General features: G+C 67.2%; 20 protein-coding genes. 11 read left to right on the plus strand and 9 right to left on the minus strand.

Going from position 1 to position 19758, the window contains the following annotated elements:
* The first annotated feature begins 286 nt into the window (after positions 1 to 286).
* Both BMX17_RS03445 and ppsA read left to right on the plus strand, forming a co-directional pair.
* The gene (locus BMX17_RS03445) at positions 287 to 1186 is read left to right on the plus strand and encodes a PhzF family phenazine biosynthesis protein (RefSeq protein ID WP_092657673.1); all 900 of its coding nucleotides are present in this window, start codon (positions 287 to 289) and stop codon (positions 1184 to 1186) included.
* 118 nt (positions 1187 to 1304) lie between these two features.
* Entirely contained in the window at positions 1305 to 3578 is a 2274-nt protein-coding gene (gene ppsA / locus BMX17_RS03450; protein ID WP_092657675.1) for a phosphoenolpyruvate synthase, read from the plus strand.
* 25 nt (positions 3579 to 3603) lie between these two features.
* Here ppsA and BMX17_RS03455 read toward each other — a convergent pair whose 3' ends face one another.
* Positions 3604 to 4347 (minus strand): SDR family oxidoreductase, encoded by a 744-nt coding sequence (locus tag BMX17_RS03455; protein WP_092657677.1) that lies wholly within the window; start codon positions 4345 to 4347, stop codon positions 3604 to 3606.
* 125 nt (positions 4348 to 4472) lie between these two features.
* On the opposite strand from BMX17_RS03455, the gene mfnA reads away from it, so the two are divergent.
* The 8 genes from mfnA to BMX17_RS03495 all read left to right on the plus strand — a co-directional run bounded on the left by mfnA (position 4473) and on the right by BMX17_RS03495 (position 12399).
* A complete protein-coding gene (mfnA, locus tag BMX17_RS03460; RefSeq protein WP_092657679.1) occupies positions 4473 to 5525 on the plus strand; it encodes a tyrosine decarboxylase MfnA in 1053 nt (350 codons plus the stop codon).
* Positions 5526 to 5626: 101 nt separating this feature from the next.
* A complete protein-coding gene (locus BMX17_RS03465) occupies positions 5627 to 6169 on the plus strand; it encodes a YqaA family protein (RefSeq protein WP_244514928.1) in 543 nt (180 codons plus the stop codon).
* 68 nt (positions 6170 to 6237) lie between these two features.
* Positions 6238 to 6819: a DUF7504 family protein gene (locus BMX17_RS03470; RefSeq protein WP_092657683.1), complete on the plus strand. Its 582-nt coding sequence runs from the start codon at positions 6238 to 6240 to the stop codon at positions 6817 to 6819.
* A 54-nt stretch (positions 6820 to 6873) separates the two neighbouring features.
* Positions 6874 to 8961 (plus strand): methionine--tRNA ligase, encoded by a 2088-nt coding sequence (gene metG, locus BMX17_RS03475; protein ID WP_092657685.1) that lies wholly within the window; start codon positions 6874 to 6876, stop codon positions 8959 to 8961.
* 66 nt (positions 8962 to 9027) lie between these two features.
* Positions 9028 to 9294, plus strand: a complete 267-nt coding sequence (locus BMX17_RS03480) for a DUF7312 domain-containing protein (protein WP_092657687.1) — start codon at positions 9028 to 9030, stop codon at positions 9292 to 9294.
* A gap of 46 nt (positions 9295 to 9340) precedes the next feature.
* Positions 9341 to 9928 carry an NfeD family protein gene (locus BMX17_RS03485; RefSeq protein ID WP_092657689.1) on the plus strand — a complete coding sequence of 196 codons (588 nt, stop codon included), beginning with the start codon at positions 9341 to 9343 and terminating at the stop codon, positions 9926 to 9928.
* 575 nt (positions 9929 to 10503) lie between these two features.
* The gene (locus BMX17_RS03490; protein WP_092657691.1) at positions 10504 to 11682 is read left to right on the plus strand and encodes an SPFH domain-containing protein; all 1179 of its coding nucleotides are present in this window, start codon (positions 10504 to 10506) and stop codon (positions 11680 to 11682) included.
* Positions 11683 to 11793: 111 nt separating this feature from the next.
* Positions 11794 to 12399, plus strand: coding sequence for a winged helix-turn-helix transcriptional regulator (locus BMX17_RS03495; RefSeq protein WP_092657693.1), 606 nt, complete (start codon positions 11794 to 11796; stop codon positions 12397 to 12399).
* Between the two features lie 26 nt (positions 12400 to 12425).
* Here the strand turns inward: BMX17_RS03495 and BMX17_RS03500 are convergent, their stop codons facing one another.
* The 3 genes from BMX17_RS03500 to BMX17_RS03510 form a co-directional block, all read right to left on the minus strand.
* Positions 12426 to 12677: a DUF7123 family protein gene (locus BMX17_RS03500; protein WP_092657695.1), complete on the minus strand. Its 252-nt coding sequence runs from the start codon at positions 12675 to 12677 to the stop codon at positions 12426 to 12428.
* 144 nt (positions 12678 to 12821) lie between these two features.
* A complete protein-coding gene (locus tag BMX17_RS03505) occupies positions 12822 to 13217 on the minus strand; it encodes a TRAM domain-containing protein (protein ID WP_092657697.1) in 396 nt (131 codons plus the stop codon).
* Between the two features lie 81 nt (positions 13218 to 13298).
* Positions 13299 to 14018 carry a YkgJ family cysteine cluster protein gene (locus tag BMX17_RS03510; RefSeq protein WP_092657699.1) on the minus strand — a complete coding sequence of 240 codons (720 nt, stop codon included), beginning with the start codon at positions 14016 to 14018 and terminating at the stop codon, positions 13299 to 13301.
* 169 nt (positions 14019 to 14187) lie between these two features.
* On the opposite strand from BMX17_RS03510, the gene BMX17_RS03515 reads away from it, so the two are divergent.
* Entirely contained in the window at positions 14188 to 14880 is a 693-nt protein-coding gene (locus BMX17_RS03515; protein WP_092657701.1) for a hypothetical protein, read from the plus strand.
* Positions 14881 to 14898: 18 nt separating this feature from the next.
* On the opposite strand, the gene BMX17_RS03520 is transcribed toward BMX17_RS03515, so the two are convergent.
* From BMX17_RS03520 to BMX17_RS03540, 5 genes are all read right to left on the minus strand, one after another.
* Positions 14899 to 17106 (minus strand): type B DNA-directed DNA polymerase, encoded by a 2208-nt coding sequence (locus tag BMX17_RS03520; protein WP_092657703.1) that lies wholly within the window; start codon positions 17104 to 17106, stop codon positions 14899 to 14901.
* A complete protein-coding gene (locus tag BMX17_RS03525) occupies positions 17103 to 17435 on the minus strand; it encodes a DUF8156 family protein (protein WP_092657705.1) in 333 nt (110 codons plus the stop codon). Before BMX17_RS03525 ends, BMX17_RS03520 begins: the two co-directional genes overlap by 4 nt.
* Complete coding sequence (locus BMX17_RS03530) at positions 17422 to 18108, minus strand: P-loop NTPase family protein (RefSeq protein ID WP_092657707.1); 687 nt, start codon at positions 18106 to 18108, stop codon at positions 17422 to 17424. The genes BMX17_RS03525 and BMX17_RS03530 overlap by 14 nt, the downstream gene beginning before the upstream one ends.
* Positions 18109 to 18276: 168 nt before the next feature.
* Positions 18277 to 18582: a putative quinol monooxygenase gene (locus BMX17_RS03535; RefSeq protein ID WP_092657709.1), complete on the minus strand. Its 306-nt coding sequence runs from the start codon at positions 18580 to 18582 to the stop codon at positions 18277 to 18279.
* A 71-nt stretch (positions 18583 to 18653) separates the two neighbouring features.
* The gene (locus BMX17_RS03540; protein ID WP_092657711.1) at positions 18654 to 19676 is read right to left on the minus strand and encodes a Cdc6/Cdc18 family protein; all 1023 of its coding nucleotides are present in this window, start codon (positions 19674 to 19676) and stop codon (positions 18654 to 18656) included.
* Positions 19677 to 19758 lie beyond the last annotated feature (82 nt).

Below are 19758 nucleotides of genomic sequence, written 5' to 3' on the forward strand. Positions count from 1 at the left end.
ACCTTTTTTCGACACCGACTGGCCCGGCGAAAGAGCTATGACAGTTCGTGTTGTATGGTAGCTATACCCATGACACCGACCAAATTCCAGGAGCGGCTGGCCGAGAGCGAGGATCGAGTCGACACCGAACAGTTCCTCCAGGCGCTCCAGTACGTCCGGGACGACGGCCATCGGTGATTCCCGGAGCAGGCCGCGCGAGGGGGGCAAGCGGCTGGTCGGTGAGTGACGTGAGATCACCGCGCGGACCGACGGTAAGTTAATCCGACCCCTCTCCGAACCCGGAGGTATGGACACGCGACAGGCGCTTCTGGTCGACGCGTTCACCGACGAGCCCCTCACGGGCAACCCCGCGGGCGTCGTGCCCGACGGCGACGATCTCGACGACGAACAGATGCAGGCCATCGCGTCGGAGTTGGGCGCGAGCGAGACCGCCTTCCTTCGGTCCTCCGAAGAGGCAGATCGGGCGGTGCGTTACTTCACGCCCGAGACGGAAGTCGATATGTGCGGGCACGCGACCATCGCCAGCCACGCCCACCTCTACGAGCGCGACGAGATCGACGCCGGCGAGCACACCCTCGAAACGCAGGCGGGCATCCTCGACATCGAGGTCACCGAGGACGGCGGCGTCTGGATGACACAGAACCAGCCCGAGATCCGACGCGTCGACCTCGAATACGACCGGGTGGCCGACGCGCTCGGCGTCGACGTGGCGGCGCTGGAGGACGTGGGCGCGGACCTCCCGCTGGCACGCAGTACGACGGGTCTGCCCTTCCTCGTGATCCCCGTGAACTTCCTCGAACACATCAGCAATCTCGACCCGGACATGGCCGCCATCACGGAATTGAGCCGCGAAGTGGACACCGCCGGCGTGTACGCCTTTACTTTCGACACGCTGGAACAGGAGTCGACGCTGCACGGGCGGATGTTCGCGCCGAAGGCCGGCGTCCCCGAGGACCCCGTGACCGGGACCGCCAGCGGCGCGGTTGGGGCCTACCTGCGGGAGTTCCAGGCCTTCGACGACCTGCCCGACGAGCTGATCTTCGAGCAGGGACACTTCGTCGACCGCCCGGGGACGGTGTACGTCCGGGTCGGCGCGGAGATCGAGGTCGGCGGGTGGGCGGTGACCGCGCTGGACGGGGATCTGGTGGTTCCCGAGACCGAAGACGACGAGATCATCGAGGCCTGATTTCGGCCGTTTCGGGGAGCCTGCATCCCGTCTCGGCCCGTCGGGGGTGGCAAGCGTTGCACGCCACGCTCGGTTCGGAACCTTCTTTATCGGTGTTCTGTACTTCCCAGGTGAGGACATGGCTGTACTCTGGCTGGACGAAATCGGGGCAGACGACCTCGAGTCGGTCGGCGGGAAGGCGGCTTCGTTAGGGGAACTGACGGCCGCAGGCCTGCCGGTTCCCCCGGGGTTCGTCGTCACAGCGGGGACCTACCGACGATTCATCGAGGAGACAGGTATCGACGAGGAACTGTTCGAGGCGGTCGACGTGGACGCGGAGGACTCGAAGGCACTGGCCGAGGCCGAGGCCCGCGCACAGGAGCTCATTCTGGAGACGGAGATGCCCGAGGACCTGCGCGAGGAGATTCTGGCCTCCTACGAGGACATCGGCGACGACGAGGCGTTCGTCGCGGTGCGCTCCTCGGCGACCGCCGAGGACCTGCCCGACGCCTCCTTCGCCGGCCAGCAGGAGACGTTCCTGAACGTCACCGGGCAGGACCTGCTGGATCGGGTCAAGCGCTGCTGGGCCTCCCTCTTTACCCAGCGGGCGACCTACTACCGGCAGGAACAGGGCTTTTCACACGACAAGGTCGACATCGCGGTCGTCGTCCAGCAGATGGTCGAAGCCGAGAAGTCGGGCGTGATGTTCACGTCTCACCCCTCGACCGGGGAACGACAGGTCATCATCGAGGCCGCCTGGGGACTCGGTGAGGGCGTCGTCTCCGGGTCGGTCACGCCGGACAACTACGTGATCGACCGGGAAACCGGCGCGGTGACCGACGTGGAGGTCGCCGACAAGAAGACGATGTACTCCAAGGATCCCGAGACCGGTGAGACCAACGAGCGACCCGTCCCGGAGGAAAAGCGCAACGAACGGGTCATCGACGATACCGAGATCGAGCGGCTGGTCGAGCTCGGCGAGCAGGTCGAGGACCACTACGACACTCCACAGGACGTGGAGTGGGCTATCTTCGAGGGCGAAGTGTATATGCTGCAGTCCCGACCGATCACCACGATCTCGGAGGACGGGGAGTCGGCCGCGACCGCCGACGGCTCCGGCGCGGCGGCCACCCAGAAAGACGAGGAGGACGTGCTGCTCTCCGGCCTGGGCGCGAGCCCGGGCATCGCCTCGGGCGCAGTGCGGATCGTCGACAAGCTCGACCAGCTCGACAAGGTCGGCGAGGGCGACATCATCGTCACCGAGATGACGACGCCGGACATGGTGCCCGCGATGAAACGCGCCGCCGGGATCGTCACCAGCGAGGGTGGGATGACCTCCCACGCCGCCATCGTCGCGCGCGAACTCGGTGCGCCCGCGGTCGTCGGGACCGGCGGGGCGACCGACGCGCTCGAAGACGATCAGCTGGTCACCCTGGACGGTGACAAGGGGACCATCCGCGAGGGCGTCGAGACCGAGGACGAGACCGAACCCGTCGAGGAGGTCCGACCGCAGGCCCCCGTCAAGCCCATGACGGCGACGGAGGTCAAGGTCAACGTCTCGATTCCCGAAGCGGCCGAGCGTGCCGCGGCGACCGGTGCCGACGGCGTCGGCCTGCTCCGGATCGAGCACATGATCCTCTCGACGAACAAGACGCCCGAACGCTACATCGAGGATCACGGCGAAGACGCCTACATCGAGGAGATCGTCGACGGCGTCCGCGGAGTCGCAGACGAGTTCTACCCGCGTCCGGTCCGGGTCCGCACGCTCGACGCGCCGACCGACGAGTTCCGCCAGCTGGAAGGTGGCGAGAACGAGCCCGAGGAACACAACCCGATGTTGGGCTACCGGGGCATCCGTCGGAGTCTCGACACGCCGGACGTGTTCAAACACGAACTCGAAGCCTTCCGGCAACTGTTCGAGATGGGCTACGACAACGTCGAGATCATGTTCCCCCTCGTCAACGACGCCGAGGACGTGCTACGGGCCAAGGGCCTCATGGAGGAGGCCGGCATCGACCCCGAGAAACGCTCCTGGGGTGTCATGATAGAGACGCCCGCCGCGGCCCTGGGCGTCGAGAAGATGGCCGAAGCCGGCATCGACTTCGCCTCCTTCGGCACGAACGACCTCACACAGTACACGCTCGCCGTCGACCGCAACAACGGGAACGTCGCCGATCGGTTCGACGAACTCCACCCTGCCGTTCTCGATCTGATCAGCCAGACCATCGAGACCTGCCGCGACCACGACGTGAACACCTCGATCTGTGGCCAGGCCGGCTCCAAGCCCCGGATGGTCAAACACCTCGTCAACGAGGGTGCGACCTCCATCTCGGCCAACATCGACGCCGTTCGCGACGTCCAGCACGAAGTCAAGCGCGTCGAGCAGAAACTCCTGCTCGACTCGGTCCGCTAACCAGCCAGGGACTGTTTTCGCCGTCTTACCGCCCGAACATCTCGAACTTGTCCCGCCGGTAGAGGTCGATCTCCGCGGCCATCGAGGGCGACTGTCTGGCCGCGAAGGCGATGGCCTCGGCAATCTCGGCCGGTTCGCTGGCCTCGCCCTCGTCGAACCGTTCTTTGAACGGCGTGCCTTCCTCGTAGCCGAACTCCGTTCGGACCTCGGCGGGGTTGACGACGGTCACGGCGAAGTCGTCGCCGACCTGCGCGGAGAGGCTCTTGGCGAACCCGCGGGTCCACCACTTGCTCGCGGCGTAGACGGGGTTGGACGGACGCGGGTACTCGCCGGCGAAACTCCCGAGGAAGACCATCGTCCCGCTCGATTCCCGGAGGTGCGGGATGGCGGCGCGGGCGGCGAAGAACATCCCGTCGACGTTCGTGTCCATCATCGTCCGGTACTGGTCCGTGCTCATGTCCTCGATGGGGCCGCCGCGGGCGAGGCCGGCGTTGTTGACCAGTACGTCGAGGCCGCCGAACTCCTCGACCGTGGCGTCGATGAGGGCCGCCACGGCGTCTTCGTCGGTCACGTCGGTCGGGACGACCAGCGCGGCGGTGTCGTACTCCTCGCGGACGGTCGCGGCGAGGTCTTCGAGCCTGTCCTCGCTCCGGGCCGCGAGGACGACGTTGGCACCCTCGCGGGCGAGCGCGTGAGCGGTCGCACGGCCGATGCCCGCGCTCGCGCCGGTGACGACCGCGGTGTCGCCGTCGAGTGAACTCCGTCGCATCGCCCCCGGCTACGACGGGGCAGTTGTTAACCGTTCGTGCCGTCGCGGTGAACAGCGTATATACTGCGGTGGTGGGCAGTGAACAGAGCGCAACCCCTAAGCCGGTGCCATCACTTGGATGGAGTATGCAGCGGGTCGAACCGCAGGACTTCAGCCGCGTTCTCTCCTCGATGTGTACCAAGCCACATCCAGCGGCCCGCGAGGCCGCCGAGGAGTTTCTGGCGACGAATCCCGGCGACCCGGGCACCTACGAGACGGTCTCGGAACTGGAGAACGAGGCCGTCGAGATGCTCGGGACGGTCACCGGCCTGCCCAATCCCGCGGGGTACGTTACCTCCGGCGGGACGGAAGCCAACATCCAGGCGGTTCGCATCGCCCGCAACCGGGCCGACACCGACCGGCCGAACATGGTCGCGCCCGACAGCGCCCACTTCTCCTTTAACAAGGCCGCGGACATCCTCAACGTCGAGTTGCGGACGGCCCCAACCGACGACGACCACCGCGCCGACCCGGAGGCCGTCGCCCGGGCCGTCGACGAGGACACAGTCGTCGTGGTCGGCGTCGCCGGCTCCACCGAGTACGGCCGCGTCGATCCCATCCCGGAACTGGCCGAGCTGGCCAACGAGGTCGACGCACTCTGTCACGTCGACGCCGCCTGGGGCGGGTTCGTCCTGCCCTTCACCGACCACCGGTGGCACTTCGGCCACGCGGACATCGACACGATGACCATCGACCCGCACAAGATGGGCCAGGCCGCCATCCCCTCGGGCGGGCTGGTCACCCACTCGAAGTCCCTGCTGGACGAACTCGCCGTCGAGACGCCGTATCTGGAGTCCAAATCCCAGGCGACGTTGACCGGGACCCGGAGCGGTGCGGGCGTCGCCAGCGCCGTCGCCGCGATGGACGCGTTATGGCCCGTCGGCTACCGCGAGCAGTACCACGAGTCGATGGACAACGCCGAGTGGCTGGCCGACCGCCTGGCCGCCCGGGGTCACGAGGTGGTCGAACCGGAACTTCCCATCGTCGCCGCCGATATGTCGATGCCCGTCACGGAGGACCTGCGCCGCCGGGGCTGGCGGGTCACCAAGACCGGGGCAGGCGAGATGCGGGTGGTCTGTATGCCCCACGTCACCCGGTCGATGCTCCGGTCGTTCGTGGCCGAACTCGACTGGTTCTGACGGGCCGGCGACAGAGTCGGCGCGACCGGTTCCGGAGGTCTCTGTAGTACAAATATGAAAGCTTACAGCACCAGCACAAAAATCAGGACGTAGTGCCCGCCGTGACGCTTGCAGTCCTGGAGTGGTTCCTCCAGTTCGAGGTCGTCGAGGGAGCGGTCCGGACGGCCACCGGTCCGGCAGGGCTGGGTATCATCGCCGTCTACTCGTTTCTGATCGCGTTCGTACTCCCCTTGCCCAGCGAGGTCGTCCTCGCGGCACCGCTCGATCTCGGCCTTCCCTACTGGGGGACGCTGGGCGTCATCGTCCTCGTCAGCGGTCTCGGGAAGGCCGCCGGGAGCGTCTTCGCCTTCCACATCGGACAGGAAGTCAAAGACTCCGGACCGGTCATCCGCTTTCTGCGGCGCTCGCGGTTCGACGTAGTGGAGTGGTCCGAAAGCAAAACCGTCGAAATCGCCCAGAAGTGGGGGTACATCGGGCTGGCGCTCGCGCTCTGTGTGCCCGGGTTTCCCGACACCATCTCGATCTACGCGTTCACCGTTCTCGAGGAGGACTACTACAAGTTCGCGCTGGCGACCTTCGCCGGGAGTGTCGGCCGACTGCTCGTGACCATCTCGTTTGGAGTCGCCGCGTTCGCGATCATCTAGTTTGGTTCGTGTCGAAACGACCGAAAGCTATTCGATGGTTCCGACGAAAGTTCGGGGTAGATCGCGGGATGGCATCACAGCCCACAACCCAGTCGGTCCGGGACCGTCAGCGGGCGCTCGTGCTGGCGTCGTCGGCCGACGTGGCGGCGGACGACCTCTGTGTCGACCTGCTTTCGGGTGACAGCCCCGAGCGCCAGCGCGTGCTGTCGCTGTCGTACACGCGCCGACCGACCCGGATCGTCGATCACTGGCGGGCGGCCCACGACTCCTTGCCGGCGTCGATGGCCATCGTCTGCCCGGAGTCACACGCCGACCGAGAGCCGCCGGACGGTGTCCACACGACACACGTCCCGGCCAGCGACCTCACGGGCGCGAGCATCGCCGTCTCGCGGTATCTGGACCGCTGGGACGGCGACGCGCCCATCACGGTCTGTCTGAACTCGCTCACGTCACTGCTCCGGGACGCCGACCGAGACCGGGTGTTTCGCTTTCTGCACACGCTCACCAGTCGGTGTCTGGCGGTCGACGCGTCCGTCCACGCCCACCTCGACCCCGCGACACAGGACGAGCAGACGGTCGCGACGATCGCGACGTTGTTCGACAGCATCGTCCGCCGCGAGGACGGCGAGGGCTGGACCGTCGAGCAGTAGCGACCCCGCCCGCGAACCGGCGGGTTTTAGGCCGTTTGTCGGGACCGTAGGGATATGAGCCACGAGGAGTTCCCCACCGACAATCCCGCGGTGGTGACGGTCGGGTTGCCCTACGCCAACGGCGACCTGCACGTCGGCCACCTCCGGGGCTACGTCACCGGCGATACGGCCGCCCGCGCGCTCCGGCGCGTCGGCCAGCAGACCGCCTTCGTCTGCGGGTCGGATATGCACGGGACACCCATCGCCGTCAACGCCGCCGAGGAAGGCGTCTCACCCGAGGCGTTCGCGATGGAGTACCACGAGGAGTACGCCGAGACCTTCCCGAAGTTCAACGTCGAGTTCGACAACTACGGGCACACCCACGACGAGACGAACGTCGAGACGACCCGGGAGTTCGTCCGCTCGTGGATCGACGACGACCACGTCGTCGAGAAGGAGATTCAGGTCGCCTACGACCCCGACGCCGACCAGTGGCTCCCGGACCGACTGGTCGAGGGGACCTGTCCCTACTGTGGCGAACACGCCCGCGGCGACGAGTGCGACGAGGGCTGTCAACGCCACCTCGAACCCGGGGAGGTCGAAGACCCCGTCTCGACGCTCACCGGCAACCCCGCCGAGTACCGCGAGCGCGAGCACAAGTTCCTGCGCCTCTCTCACTTCCAGGACTACCTGCAGGACTTTATCGACCGGATGGAGGGCACCGACAACGCCAAAAACCAGCCCCGCGAGTGGATCGAGGGCGAGTTGCAGGATCTCTGTATCACACGCGACATGGACTGGGGGATCGACTACCCAGGTGACGACGAGGAGGCCGAGGATCTGGTCCTCTACGTCTGGGTCGACGCCCCCATCGAGTACGTCTCCTCGACCAAACAGTACACCGAGCGGGTGGGTGCCGAGGAGTACGACTGGGAGGAGGTCTGGACGGTCGAGGACGAGGCCGAACTCACCGGCGAGGACAACGGCGAGATCGTCCACGTGATCGGGCGGGACATCATCCAGCACCACGCCGTCTTCTGGCCCGCCATGCTCCGGGGCGCGGGCTACAACGAGCCCCGGGCGATCCTGGCGACGGGCTTCGTCGGCATCGACGGAAAGGCCCTCTCCACGTCGCGTAATCGCGCAGTCTGGGCCGACGAGTACCTCGACGAGGGGTTCCACCCCGACCTGTTCCGCTACTACATGATCGACGGGAGCGGGATGGAGACCGACGTGGACTTCTCCTGGGACCGCTTCGCCGAGCGGGTGAATGGCGAGCTCGTGGGGAACCTCGGGAACTTCGCGTACCGATCCTTGCTGTTCGCCCACCGCAACTTCGACGGGACGCCCGATACCGAGGTCAGCGACGACGTGCGCGACCGCATCGAGACGGCCATCGACGAGTTCGAGGCGGCGCTGAACGACTACCGCATCCGCGACGTGGGCGCGGCCGCAGTCGAACTCGCGGACTTCGGCAACGAGTACATCCAGCGCAACGAGCCCTGGAAGCTCACCGACGACGACCCCGAGGAAGCCGCCCAGGTCATCCGGGACTGCGTGCAACTCGCGAAGGCCTGTGCCGTGTTGATGCAGCCGGTGATGCCGGGGAAGGCCGCCGACCTCTGGGACCAGCTCGGCGAGGACGGCTCCGTCCACGAGGCGAGTCTGGACGACGCGCTGGTCGCGCCGCCGGCCGAATTCGGTGAGCCCGACGAGCTGTTCGCCAAGATCGAGGACGAGCGCATCGAGGAGTTGAACGAGAAACTGCAGGAACGGGTCGAGGAAGCGACCGAGGACGAGGACGACGACGAGTCCGCGGCCGCCGACATCGAAGCGCTGGCCGACGAGCGGATCGGCTTCGAGGACTTCGGCGACCTCGATATGCGGGTCGGGCAAATCGAGGTGGCCGAGCCCATCGAGGGCGCGGACGACCTCGCGCGGCTGGAGGTCGACATCGGCGTCGAGACCAGACAGGTCGTCGCCGGCATCAAACAGCTCCACGACCTCGACGAACTGCCGGGCGAGCGGTGTATCCTGCTGGCGAACATGGAGAAAGCGGAGCTGTTCGGCGTCGAGTCCAACGGGATGATCCTGGCGGCCGGCGACGAGGCCGACCTGTTGACGACCCACGGCGACGCACCGCTTGGCTCGAAGGTTCAGTAGCGCGGCCGGGGATCGACCGCGGACGCGGACCGTGTGCTTTTGGTCGTGAGGCCAGTACAGTCGTGTATGTCCGAGGCGGACGACGAGGGCGGCTGGAAGTTCGAACTCGAGGACCTACCCGAGGAGGACGGCGACGGGTCGGCGAGGACCGACGAGGGCGAGGGCGAGGACGAGGACGAGGACGAGGACGGCGAGGAGGGGAACGTCGCCGGGTCGATGGTCCTCGATCAGCCGCTCGAACCGGGATCGCCCTCGATGGAGAACACGGCGTTCGTCCTGCTCGGCGCGCTGTGTACCGTCCTGTTTTTCATGGCGATCCTGGGACTGATCTGAACCGCCGACCCCGAAGCTTAACCCCGGGGCGGCCCTACCCGCGGGTATGGTATCCTGGTTGTTCGCACAGGCCTCGGTGCTGGGACAGGACCTGGCCTTGCTCCTCGTGATCGCGGGGGCAGGGCTGGTGATCGCCGAGGCGCTGGCCCCCGGTGCCCACTTCATCGTCCTGGGCGTCGCCCTCCTGGTCGCCGGCATCGCCGGCCTCCTCTTGCCCACGAGTATCGGCATCTTCGCGCCGCTCGTGCTGGCGGCGCTGGTACTGGTCGTCGGCGGGCTCACCCTCTACGGGTACCGCCAGTTCGACTTCTACGGCGGGAAGGGGTCGGGCCAGACCAGTTCCTCGGACGACCTGCGGGGCCAGACCGGCCGCGTCACCGAGCGCGTCACCGAGACCGGCGGCGAGGTGAAACTCGACGAGGGCGGCTTCAACCCCCACTACCGGGCCCGCTCCGTCGACGGCGAGATCGCCGAAGGGACCGAGATCATCGTCATCGACCCCGGCGGGGGCAACGTCGTCACGGTCGAAGCCATCGAGGACATCGCCGACGACATCGACCGCGAACTCGCAGCGGAAGCCCGCAAACGGGAGACCGAGACGGGCGAACCCGACGCGGACCCGGACGCGGCCTGACCACGGACAGACGCTCAGTTTTACCCCCGCGAGATCGACTCGATCCGCCGATCCACAACCGAACCGGACGTATAGTTTTACGATCGCCTTCTTTCTCCGAGGTAATCAGTATGACCAAACACTAATATTCGATATTACTTTCCTTATACCCAATCTTTATTATCCTCCTCGGACATACGTGTAGATGTAATGTTCAGACGACGACGGGCGTACAGGAACGGGAGACACGCCGCACGTTCGGTCAGTTCCCGTGTGGCGAGAGGGGTCGCCGGCGCTACCGGCACGGGAGGTGGTCGGTGAGGTAGTCACACCCCACAGTGCGCTGTCAGCGACTACGTGGCTGGTCACCACTGGTGTCAGTGGTTCCGTTGTCCACGAGCGCGGCGAGCTCCCACGTCGGCTCGCCCCGTTCCGGTTTCGCTCCCCCCAACCCAACCATCACGGAGCCACTTTCCCGACCGTACCGAACCCTTTTGCGTTCCTGTCCGGTGTCGTTCGCGTCCTGTAGTACTGACGAGACCACGGGACCCCGTTGGACCGAACCCTTTTCTGTTGTTCGTCCGAAAGTCGAAGTAATGTTCCCCGCGACAGTACTACAACTCGGCGGTGGCACCATCAGCATCGTCCTGATCTTGGTGTTGATGCTCGCCGTGGTCACCGTCTACCAGATGGTCGAGATCGTCGACGCGACGGAAAAGCGCGCGTTGACCGTCTTCGGTGAGTACCGCAAACTGCTCGAACCGGGTATCAGCTTCGTCCCGCCGTTCGTCTCGCGAACCCACACGTTCGATATGCGGACGCAGACGCTGGACGTGCCCCGGCAGGAGGCGATCACCCGCGACAACTCGCCGGTGACCGCCGACGCCGTCGTCTACATCAAGGTGATGGACGCGAAGAAGGCCTACCTCGAAGTCGACGACTACAAGCGCGCCGTCTCCAACCTCGCCCAGACCACCCTCCGTGCCGTGCTGGGCGACATGGAACTCGACGACACGCTGAACAAGCGCCAGGAGATCAACGCGAAGATCCGCCGCGAGCTCGACGAACCGACCGACGAGTGGGGGATCCGCGTCGAGTCCGTCGAGGTCCGCGAGGTCAACCCCTCCCAGGACGTTCAGCAGGCCATGGAGCAACAGACCTCCGCCGAGCGTCGCCGCCGTGCGATGATCCTCGAAGCGCAGGGTGAACGACGCTCCGCAGTCGAGAAGGCCGAGGGTGACAAACAGTCCAACATCATCCGCGCACAGGGTGAAAAGCAGAGCCAGATCCTCGAAGCACAGGGTGACGCGATTTCGACCGTGCTGCGTGCCAAATCCGCCGAGTCGATGGGCGAACGCGCCGTCATCGAGAAAGGCATGGAGACGCTGGAGAACATCGGCCAGGGCGAGTCGAACACCTTCGTCCTGCCCCAGGAGCTGACGTCGATGGTCGGCCGCTACGGCAAGCACCTCTCCGGCAGCGACGTCCAGACCAACGGCGAGGGCACCCTCGACAGTCTGGATTTCGACTCGGAGACCCGCGAGATGCTCGGGCTCGACAACATCGAGGAGATCCTCGGCCAGATCGACCAGGAGGCCGAGGTCGACGTCGAGGCCATGGAAGAACAGGCCAAAGCCGTCAAGCAGGGGAACAACCCCGCCGAGATCAAAGATCCCGACGACGTCATCGAGGAGATGGACGACGACTTCGAGACCGGCGGTGGCGGCGGAACGAGCGTCGACGGCGACACCGACGGCGAGGGCGACGGCAAGTAGCGCTGCGACGTTTCCGCAACCGACGCGCACGGACGGCGCACCCGTCCGGACGCGAATGGGCCAGGATGGCTAGTCGAAGCCGTTTTATCTACGTCTTACCAACGGATAGGTATGCCTGAGGAGGGGGTGGACGAGTCCAAGCGGTCGACGTTGCGCCGGTTCGCAGCGATCGGCGCGGCCAGCCCCCTCGCTCGCTTCCAGTCCGACGAACGGAGCGACAGCGACGCACCCGACGCCATCGCGGGCTACGTCGCCGCGACACCCGGCGCACACTTCTCGAAGCTCCGGGACGACCTGCAACTGGGCACCGGCGAGACCCAGCACCACCTCCGTCGGCTCGTCCGGGAGGGAGTCGTCGAGAGCCGCAAGGACGGCGACTACCGCCGGTACTTCCCGGCCGACCGGTTCTCGGAGTTCGAACAGGTCGCGCTGGGGTACCTGCGCCGGGAGACACCGCGAGGGATGCTCGTCGCGCTGTTGCGCGACCCGGCGCTGACCGCGAGCGGCCTGGCCGACCGACTGGATGTCTCGACGCCGACGGTCAGCAAGTACGCGAGCGAACTCGAGACGGCGGGTCTGCTCTCGCGGACGGACGGCTACGCCGTCGAAAGCCCGGAGACGATCATGCTCTTGCTCGTGCGGTACGCCGACTCGTTCGACTCGGACGCCGCGGCGCTGGCGGCCGAGGCCGATACGCTACTCAGTTACGACGCGTAGAAAACGAGCGGACGCGGACGTGGGCTTCAGGCCGTGACTTTCCAGGTCGTCGAGGAGGAGTAGCCCCACTTCTCGACGTCGACCTCGAAGTCGCCGTTCTGGATGGCGGGCATATTGGTGCCGACTTCCTTGGCGGACAGATCCAGTGCGTCGCCGATGAGGCGTGATTTGAAGTAGGTCTGGGTGTCGGCGTTCTCACGGAGGTACTCGAGGATGCGGGACTGTTTCTCGGAAAGGCTGGTCGCCGCCTGGGTCGTCGCAGTCGCGGTCGCGCTCATACTAATCCGTACGGTAAGGTTCCCTTTAGCGGGTTTGGTACAGACGGTTAACCGCCTGCTGTCTGGCGGTTTTGCGCATCCGTCGGAGAGAGAACGGTCCGGGATCGATGACGAGGCGGGTCCGTTGGTACAGCCGGGTAACGGTCAGAGGTCCTCTTCGATGATCTCGCCGACCGCGAAGTTGGACTTGACTTCGGTAACCTCGACTTTCACGCGTTCCCCGATCTCGGCACCGGGGACGATGATGACGTAGCCGCGTTCGACGCGGGCGATCCCATCGCCCTGTTTGCCGATGTCCTCGATCTCGACGTAGCGGATCTCGCCGGCCTCGACCGGGGGCTGGGGCTCCGACGAGGGCGTTTCGGGCTCGTCCTCGGACGGTTCTTCCCGCTCGCTCTCGATGAGCGCCACCCGGTAAGTGTCCCCGGCTTCGACCGAACCAGTGTCGAGTTCGCGCTGTGGTACCTCGATCACGTACCCGTCCTCGCTCCGCTCGACTTCGGCGCTGAACAAACACAGGAGTTTATCAGATATCTCCAAGGTTAGACCTCCATGGGTATGTGGTAGGCCTACAGTAAAGAACTTGCCCGTGGCTCGGCCCTTGACCGGCGCTCTGTCCCCTCAGTCCAGCGGCGTCCCGTCCGGTCGCTTCTGTCCCTCCGAATCGTGGACGACGACCTCGCCCGGCCCCGTCTCGACCGGTTCGTACGCGTCCCGAACCGCGATGGCCTCCTCTATCTCCCGGATCGCTCGCTCTTTCAGCGCCGCGGCCAGATCCTCGGCCTCGGCCCGCGAGATGTCCCGTCCCAGCCCCTCACACTCGTGGGCCCGGACCATACCCTCGCTATCCACGGCCTCCCCCATCGGCTGGCTGGTGCCCCCGAGTGCGACGGAGAACGGGTAGGTCCGGCAGATCAGCGGTCGATCCTCGTGGACCGTACAGGCCCCCGTACCGGCGTCTCCGTGAGGCGTCTCCGACGCCTCTCGCTCCTCGTAGAAGGTGCAGTCGCCACAGTCGTCGGTCTGGAGCGCCCACTCGAACGTCTCGCCCTCCGGACCCGCTGGCCCGTCTTCGAGGCCGTAGGGCATCGGCCGGGCCACGTCACGGAAGTCGTACTCCTCGTCGCCGGTATCCTGTACCCGCCGAATCTCGTCGGGGAAGACCGTCGCCGTGTGGGGTTCGGACTCCCCGTTCTCGTCTCCGTCCTCGCTTCCGCAGGTTTCGGCCTTGCAACAGGCTCCACAGCGTGTACACTCGAACCCGATTTCGACGATGGCGTCGGCGAGGGCGGCCACGTCGAGGTCGCGCGCCCGGTCGAGTTCGGCTTCGAGGCTCTCCATGGGCGTCGTTGTCGGTCGACGCCCAAAAGGAGGCGGTCTCGGGTCCGCCGACGTCGACACCCGGCAAGGCGGGTTCGTCCCCGGTCAGCCCGGAGACGCGGAAACAGCCCGGTATCGACAACGTCTGTCAACGTTCACCTTTATTACCTGTCTATTGAATGTAACACTCATGAGTTCGGACGACGATCCGACGGGGAACGACGAGGGTGGACAGACAGCCCAGGGCGGGCAGACCGGCGGCCAGACGGGTGGCCAGACCGGTGGACAGCCCGGACAGGCTGGCCAGGCTAGCGGGCAGACTGGCGGACAGCCAGGGCAGACCCAGCCCGGCCAGGGGCGTGCCCAGCAGGTCCAGACCGGCCCGAGCGCGACCGACGTGCTGAACCGGCCGGCCGGTCAGTCGGTCGTGAAGTACGTCGTCGGCATCTTCGCCGTCGTCGGCGTCGGTATCGGTCTCACCGCCATCCTCGCCGACTCGCTTCTCGGTGGCGGAGGCACAGCCAGCTCCACGGGTTTCATCAGCTTCGGCATCACGCTGATGGCGTTCGGCGTCGCGATCTTCGGTGGGAGCATCCTGGCGGCAGTCATCGGGTTGCAGGACTTTCTCCAGATCGGCAAGGTCGACAACCAGACGTACTTCCTCGCGTTCGTCAGCAACGCCGCGGGCTTCGTCGTGATGGGCATCATCGTGGCCCTCCTCATCACCGTTCTCGGCGGCAGCGGTGGCGGTGCGGGCGGTGGCAGCGGTGGCAGCCTCGGTGATTTCATCGTCGGCTCCATCGTCATGGCGATCCCAGCCGGACTCGTCGGCGCTGGCGTCACCTGGCTGCGCGACTGGCAGCCCGGGATCGCCAAGAACTGATCGGCACCAAATTTTCCGCTATCGACCGAACGCCGACAGCGACGCGTCCGTCCGCTCCGCGAGGTAGTCCTCGATGTCTCCGCGACGCCAGCCAAGCGGTGCACAGACGCTCTCGGCCGCCCGAACGAGCCGGTCGGCGTAGCACTCGGCGTCGTAGTCGGTCGGGGACTCGCGGGCCAGACGCACCCGCTCGCGGGAATCACAGTCGTCGTCGGTGACGACGTAGCGTACGCGCTGACCGGCGTGGCGGTCGATTCCCGCGTCGGCGAGTCGATCCAGTGCGGCGACCGAGTGGGTGTACTGGTCGTAGGCTGCCCGATCCTTCGAGACGCGCTTCTCCACGATCAGGTCGCCGGGATCCACGGCACCGGTCCGGAGGTCCCGGAGCTGGCCGGCGAGCCGATCACAGATCGGTTCTGGCTCGTGGTGTGTGTCGAACGTCCGGATCAACTCGCGCTGGCAGTCGGCGACGAACGGCGGCGTGCTGTCCTGCCGGCACTCGATGCCGCGGTAGGTGTAGCCGTCGTCGGACGAGTCGGGATCGGTGACCTTCCCGAAGTACTTCGTCAGCGCGCCGGACTCGCTGTCGGCCCGGGGCACGAACGCGATCCAGTCGTAAGCCGCCTCGTACTCCAGCGGGACACCGGACGAGCGTTGCTCTCCCGGGCCCTCACTCGCTCCGCTCGCGGGGACGCCCGCCTCGGTGGAGACCCGCTCGGCCAACTCGTCGAGGGGCGTCCGATCGCGGTCGGGTACGTCCGGCGCGGCGGTCACCCACAGGCTGTCGACGATGCCGTGCAGCACGCGCCAGCCGCCGGCTTCCAGTTCGGCTTTCGCGTCCAGCAGGATCTCGCGGGCGTAGGCGTTGATCGCCTCGTGGCACTCGATCCGACCGAACTTGGCGTTGGAAAAGCCCTGATAGCCAAAGCAGGAGACGAGGATCCACTTGATCGCCTCGATTTTCCGGTCGAGTGCCTGCCGGCGTTCGGGGTCGTCGGTCGCCGCTCGCTCGCGTTTCATCGCCCGGCGGTCGGTGACGAGCGGGGCGAGCACGTCCGGGAGGTAGCCCCGGTCGTCACAGACACTGTAGCCCAGTCCAGGCACGTCCGCACGGTCGTGACAGTCACAGCAGACCGTCTCGGGGCTCAGGTTGTACTCGATCATGATCGACGGGTAGAGGCTCCCGAAGTCGAGTTCGTGCACGTCCTCGTGGACGCCCACCGCGGGTTCGAGGGTGTGGCCGCCGCGGTCGGCGTCGGCGAGCGTGCGCGCGGACTTGAACCGCTCGTGGCGGTAGGAGCGCCAGGGCACCAGCACGCCCCGGTCGCGAGCCTCGCGGATCTGGATCGCCGTCAACACGTTCCCGATGGAGGCCCAGGCGAGTTCCTGCAGGGGTTTCCACGACCGTGCGACCAGATCGAGACAGCCGTCCAGCCCGGCCTGCTCGTAGAAGAACGTGTTCGAGCGGTCGACGACGGCCCGACCCGGAACGGTGTACCGCGCGGGCGAGTGATGGACCTGCCCGTAGCTCTCGTAGGTCGAGTCCCCGGCCAGACGCTTCCAGCCCGGCCGGCGGCCCAGTTGCAGGGTCTGGCCGGTCGTCGCCGCCGCCTCGTACAGCGTCGGAATCGTCGCGCCCGCGTCCAGGACCAGCACGTCGGGGTCAGTCTCGGCCACGGCGTCGGCGACCAGCGTGACGAGATCACCCGTATTTCCTTCGTGGGAATCACCGTCGACGGTCACCGAATCGAGCGGGTCGCCGTTGCGAGCCGCTTCGGGCGTGCCGAGTTCGAGCGTCCGCAACTCGCGGTCGGGCACCGGCGACAGACCCCGATCCAGACAGTACCGGAAGCCGGGCGAGAGGTCCACGCCGTAACAGCGGTACTCGCCGGGGCGGCCGAGGTCGACGAGTTTGGTCGCTACGGACCGAACTCGGTCCACGCGGTCGACGGTGACCCGGAGGACAGGTTCGGGGTCGGCACGCCACCCGCGACGGCGGCGCTCGACGGTCGTGGCGGTCACGTCGAGCATATCGGCGACGGTCTCGCGGGCGGCCGCGACGGGGCCGTCCTCGCGGGTGACCCACAGCGTCGGCGCGTAGTCGGTGTCACGGGTCGCCGTCGCGCCGTCGTCGGTACACTCCCAGACGAGCGGGTCGCCGGACCGCGTCCGGCCGCCAGCGGCGCTTCGCGCCTCGCCGTCCGCGAAGTCGACGGTCAACGTCATTCGTCGACCCCGCCCGGCCAGGGGCGCTCGATCGCGGTCTGGCAGGCGTCGACCTCGCGCCCGCTGTCGTCCTCAGCGGCTTCCAGCGCGGCCACCCGCTCTTCGAGGGCGGCGATGGTCGCCTGCTGTTCCAGCGCTACCGACAGCAGGACCGGGACGATGGGCGAGTCGTGGTTCAGGTAGCCGCAGGCGTCGGCGTGGGCGCGAGCGTGCTCGAACAGCCGGTCGAAGTGTGGCTCGTCGCGTCGGCGGAGCGCCCGCCGGTAGTCGCTCCAGTCGGCGCGCAGTCGCTCCAGCCGATCCCGGAAGGTCGGGTTAGTGCGCCCCATCGACGGTCACCTCCGCGGGGCGGGGGTAGTCGTCCTGAGCGGGCCCGTCGCCGGCGGCCGGCGCGCGGGCGGCCAGCACGCGCCGCCAGAACGCGAGCGTCGTCTGGACGATACCGTCCCCCTGCGGGTAGACCAGCGTCTCGAAGTCGTCGGTGACGAACCGTGGCCCCTGTGGCGTCTGCCGGCACTCCACGGTGCGGTCGGCGGCCGCCGCGAGGGGTTCGCCGAGGCCCTCGGGATCGGTCCGGGTCACCAGCACCGGGACCGCGTGGTCGCGGGCGACCCGGGCGACGGTGGCGAGACTCCGGAGCAGGAGGACACGGCCCCGGGACACGTCGTCGGCCCGGTAGGGTGCGTCCATCGCCGGCAGGACGACCAGCGCGGTGTCGTCGGTCACCACGTCTGGCAGTCGGCGCACCAGCGCGACGTGCTGATGCGCGGTGAACCCGCGAGCGATCCGGATGCGGTCGAGCGCCCGCGGGTCCGGGGCGAGTCGGGCCAGCCGGTCGGTGCGTGCGTACCCGCGGCTGTCGACCCAGCGGACCTGTCCACCGCCGAGCGCGTGGTCGAGGACGAGCGCACGGAGCGGTTCGCCGGCTCGCTGGCCGTCGGTCGCGAGCAACTGGATCCCGGAGTCGAGCGTCGGCAGTTCGGGGAGTCGAGTGCGATCCATACCCGGACCGAGTGGGGCCATCGAAAAGGGCGCTGGCGCGTCGTTTCCGGAAGTTCCGGAAAGCCCGGTCCCGGTCACGAGCGGAGGTTCGCGGCCCTGAACGGAAGGTTTCGCGGGTTTCCAGAAGAGTTGTCACGGTGCGGGGTCGCCGTCGCGGTCGCCGGTGGCTCAGGCGTGTTTGGCCGCGAGCACGTCGACCTCCTCGATCTGGGGGTCTTCGGCGAGCAGGTCGTCGGCCTGCTCCAGCAGCGCGGCGGCGATCTCGCCGTCGAGGTGGGCCTGCCGGCCGTCCTCGTCGGGGAACGTGTCGAAGATGCCGAACGTCGACTCGCCCATCCGGAGGGCGAACCAGGTCGTCGTGTCGGGTTCGTCTTCGGCCATCGGGAGCGCCGACTCCAGGAACTCCTGGACCTCGGATTCTTTGCCGTCCTTGGCTTCGAGTCGTGCCAGCAACGCGTACTCGGAGTCACTCATGGGAGCGCGTTCTAGTTGGCCGAGAGCGGAATAAACCTGTCCGTGGCGGAAATCGGTCTGTGGCGCCGGCGTCAGCCCTCGTCGGCCGCGGGCTCGACGACCCGATATGTGCGGTCGCGGCTCGTGCCCTCCGCGACCAGCAGGTCGTACTGGACCATCTTCCCGAGGTAGTTCCTGACGGTGCGGTCGGTCTTCGGGTCGTCGACGGCTTCCCGATAGCGCCGGTACAGCGTCGAGGGGTCGATCCGGCCGGCGTCTTCGACGATCTCGTAGACGGCCCGCTGGTGGGGCGTGAGGGTGTCGAGGGTGCGCCGGTGGACCGCCGACCGGCCGGCCGGGACCGCTTCCGCGACGATTTCGTCGGTGATCGTCGCCGCAGTCGTCCGCTGGGCGCGCCGGGCGGCGTTCCGGAGGATGCTGATCGCCACGCGGGCGTCCCCCGCGGCGGCGTCGGCGATGTCGCGCAACTGGTCGGGCGTCACGGCGTCCGCCGTCAGCCCCCAGCGGGCACGCGCCTGCAGGATCGACGTGAGCTCGTCGATCCCGTAGCGGTCGAAGCCGATCCGCTCGCTCCCCCGGAGGCGACTGCGCAGTCGGTCGTCGGCCCCGGCGAACAGGTCCGCCTCGCGGTTGGCGATCAACACGAGCGAGACGGTCGACAGCGCGTGCAGGTCGTAGAGCACGTCCGCCGACTCCAGCTGGTCGGCCTCGTCCAGCACGACCACACAGGGGGGCCCGTCGTACCGGCGGAGCCGTTCGAGGAGTTCGTCGTGGGGCGTCGACTGCCGGTGGATGTCGACGGTCTTGCCCAGCCCTTCGAGGACGCGATACAGCGCGCGAAACCGCGAGTAGTTCTGCCAGCAGTTGACGTACTGGGACGCCACGTCCAGGTGCTGTTCGCGCAACTGCTCGACGGTGTAGCGAGCCACGCAGGTCTTGCCCACGCCCGACGGGCCGGTGATGATCGCCGGGCCCGCGGGCTCGCCCCGCGTCACCGGTTCGAGGACCTGTGACAGGTGTGTCACCTCGCCGTCCCGATGTTCGAGTTCGTGCGGGACGAACTCCGCACGCAACACTCGGGCGTCCTCGATCATGTCAGACCCCTGTGGTGCCAGCGGCTTAACTGGTGGCGTGTCGCTTCCGGAATTTCCAGAAAGGCTGTCACACGCTCACCCG

It is taken from the genome of Halorientalis persicus (genome assembly GCF_900110215.1).
Lineage (GTDB): Archaea > Halobacteriota > Halobacteria > Halobacteriales > Haloarculaceae > Halorientalis > Halorientalis persica.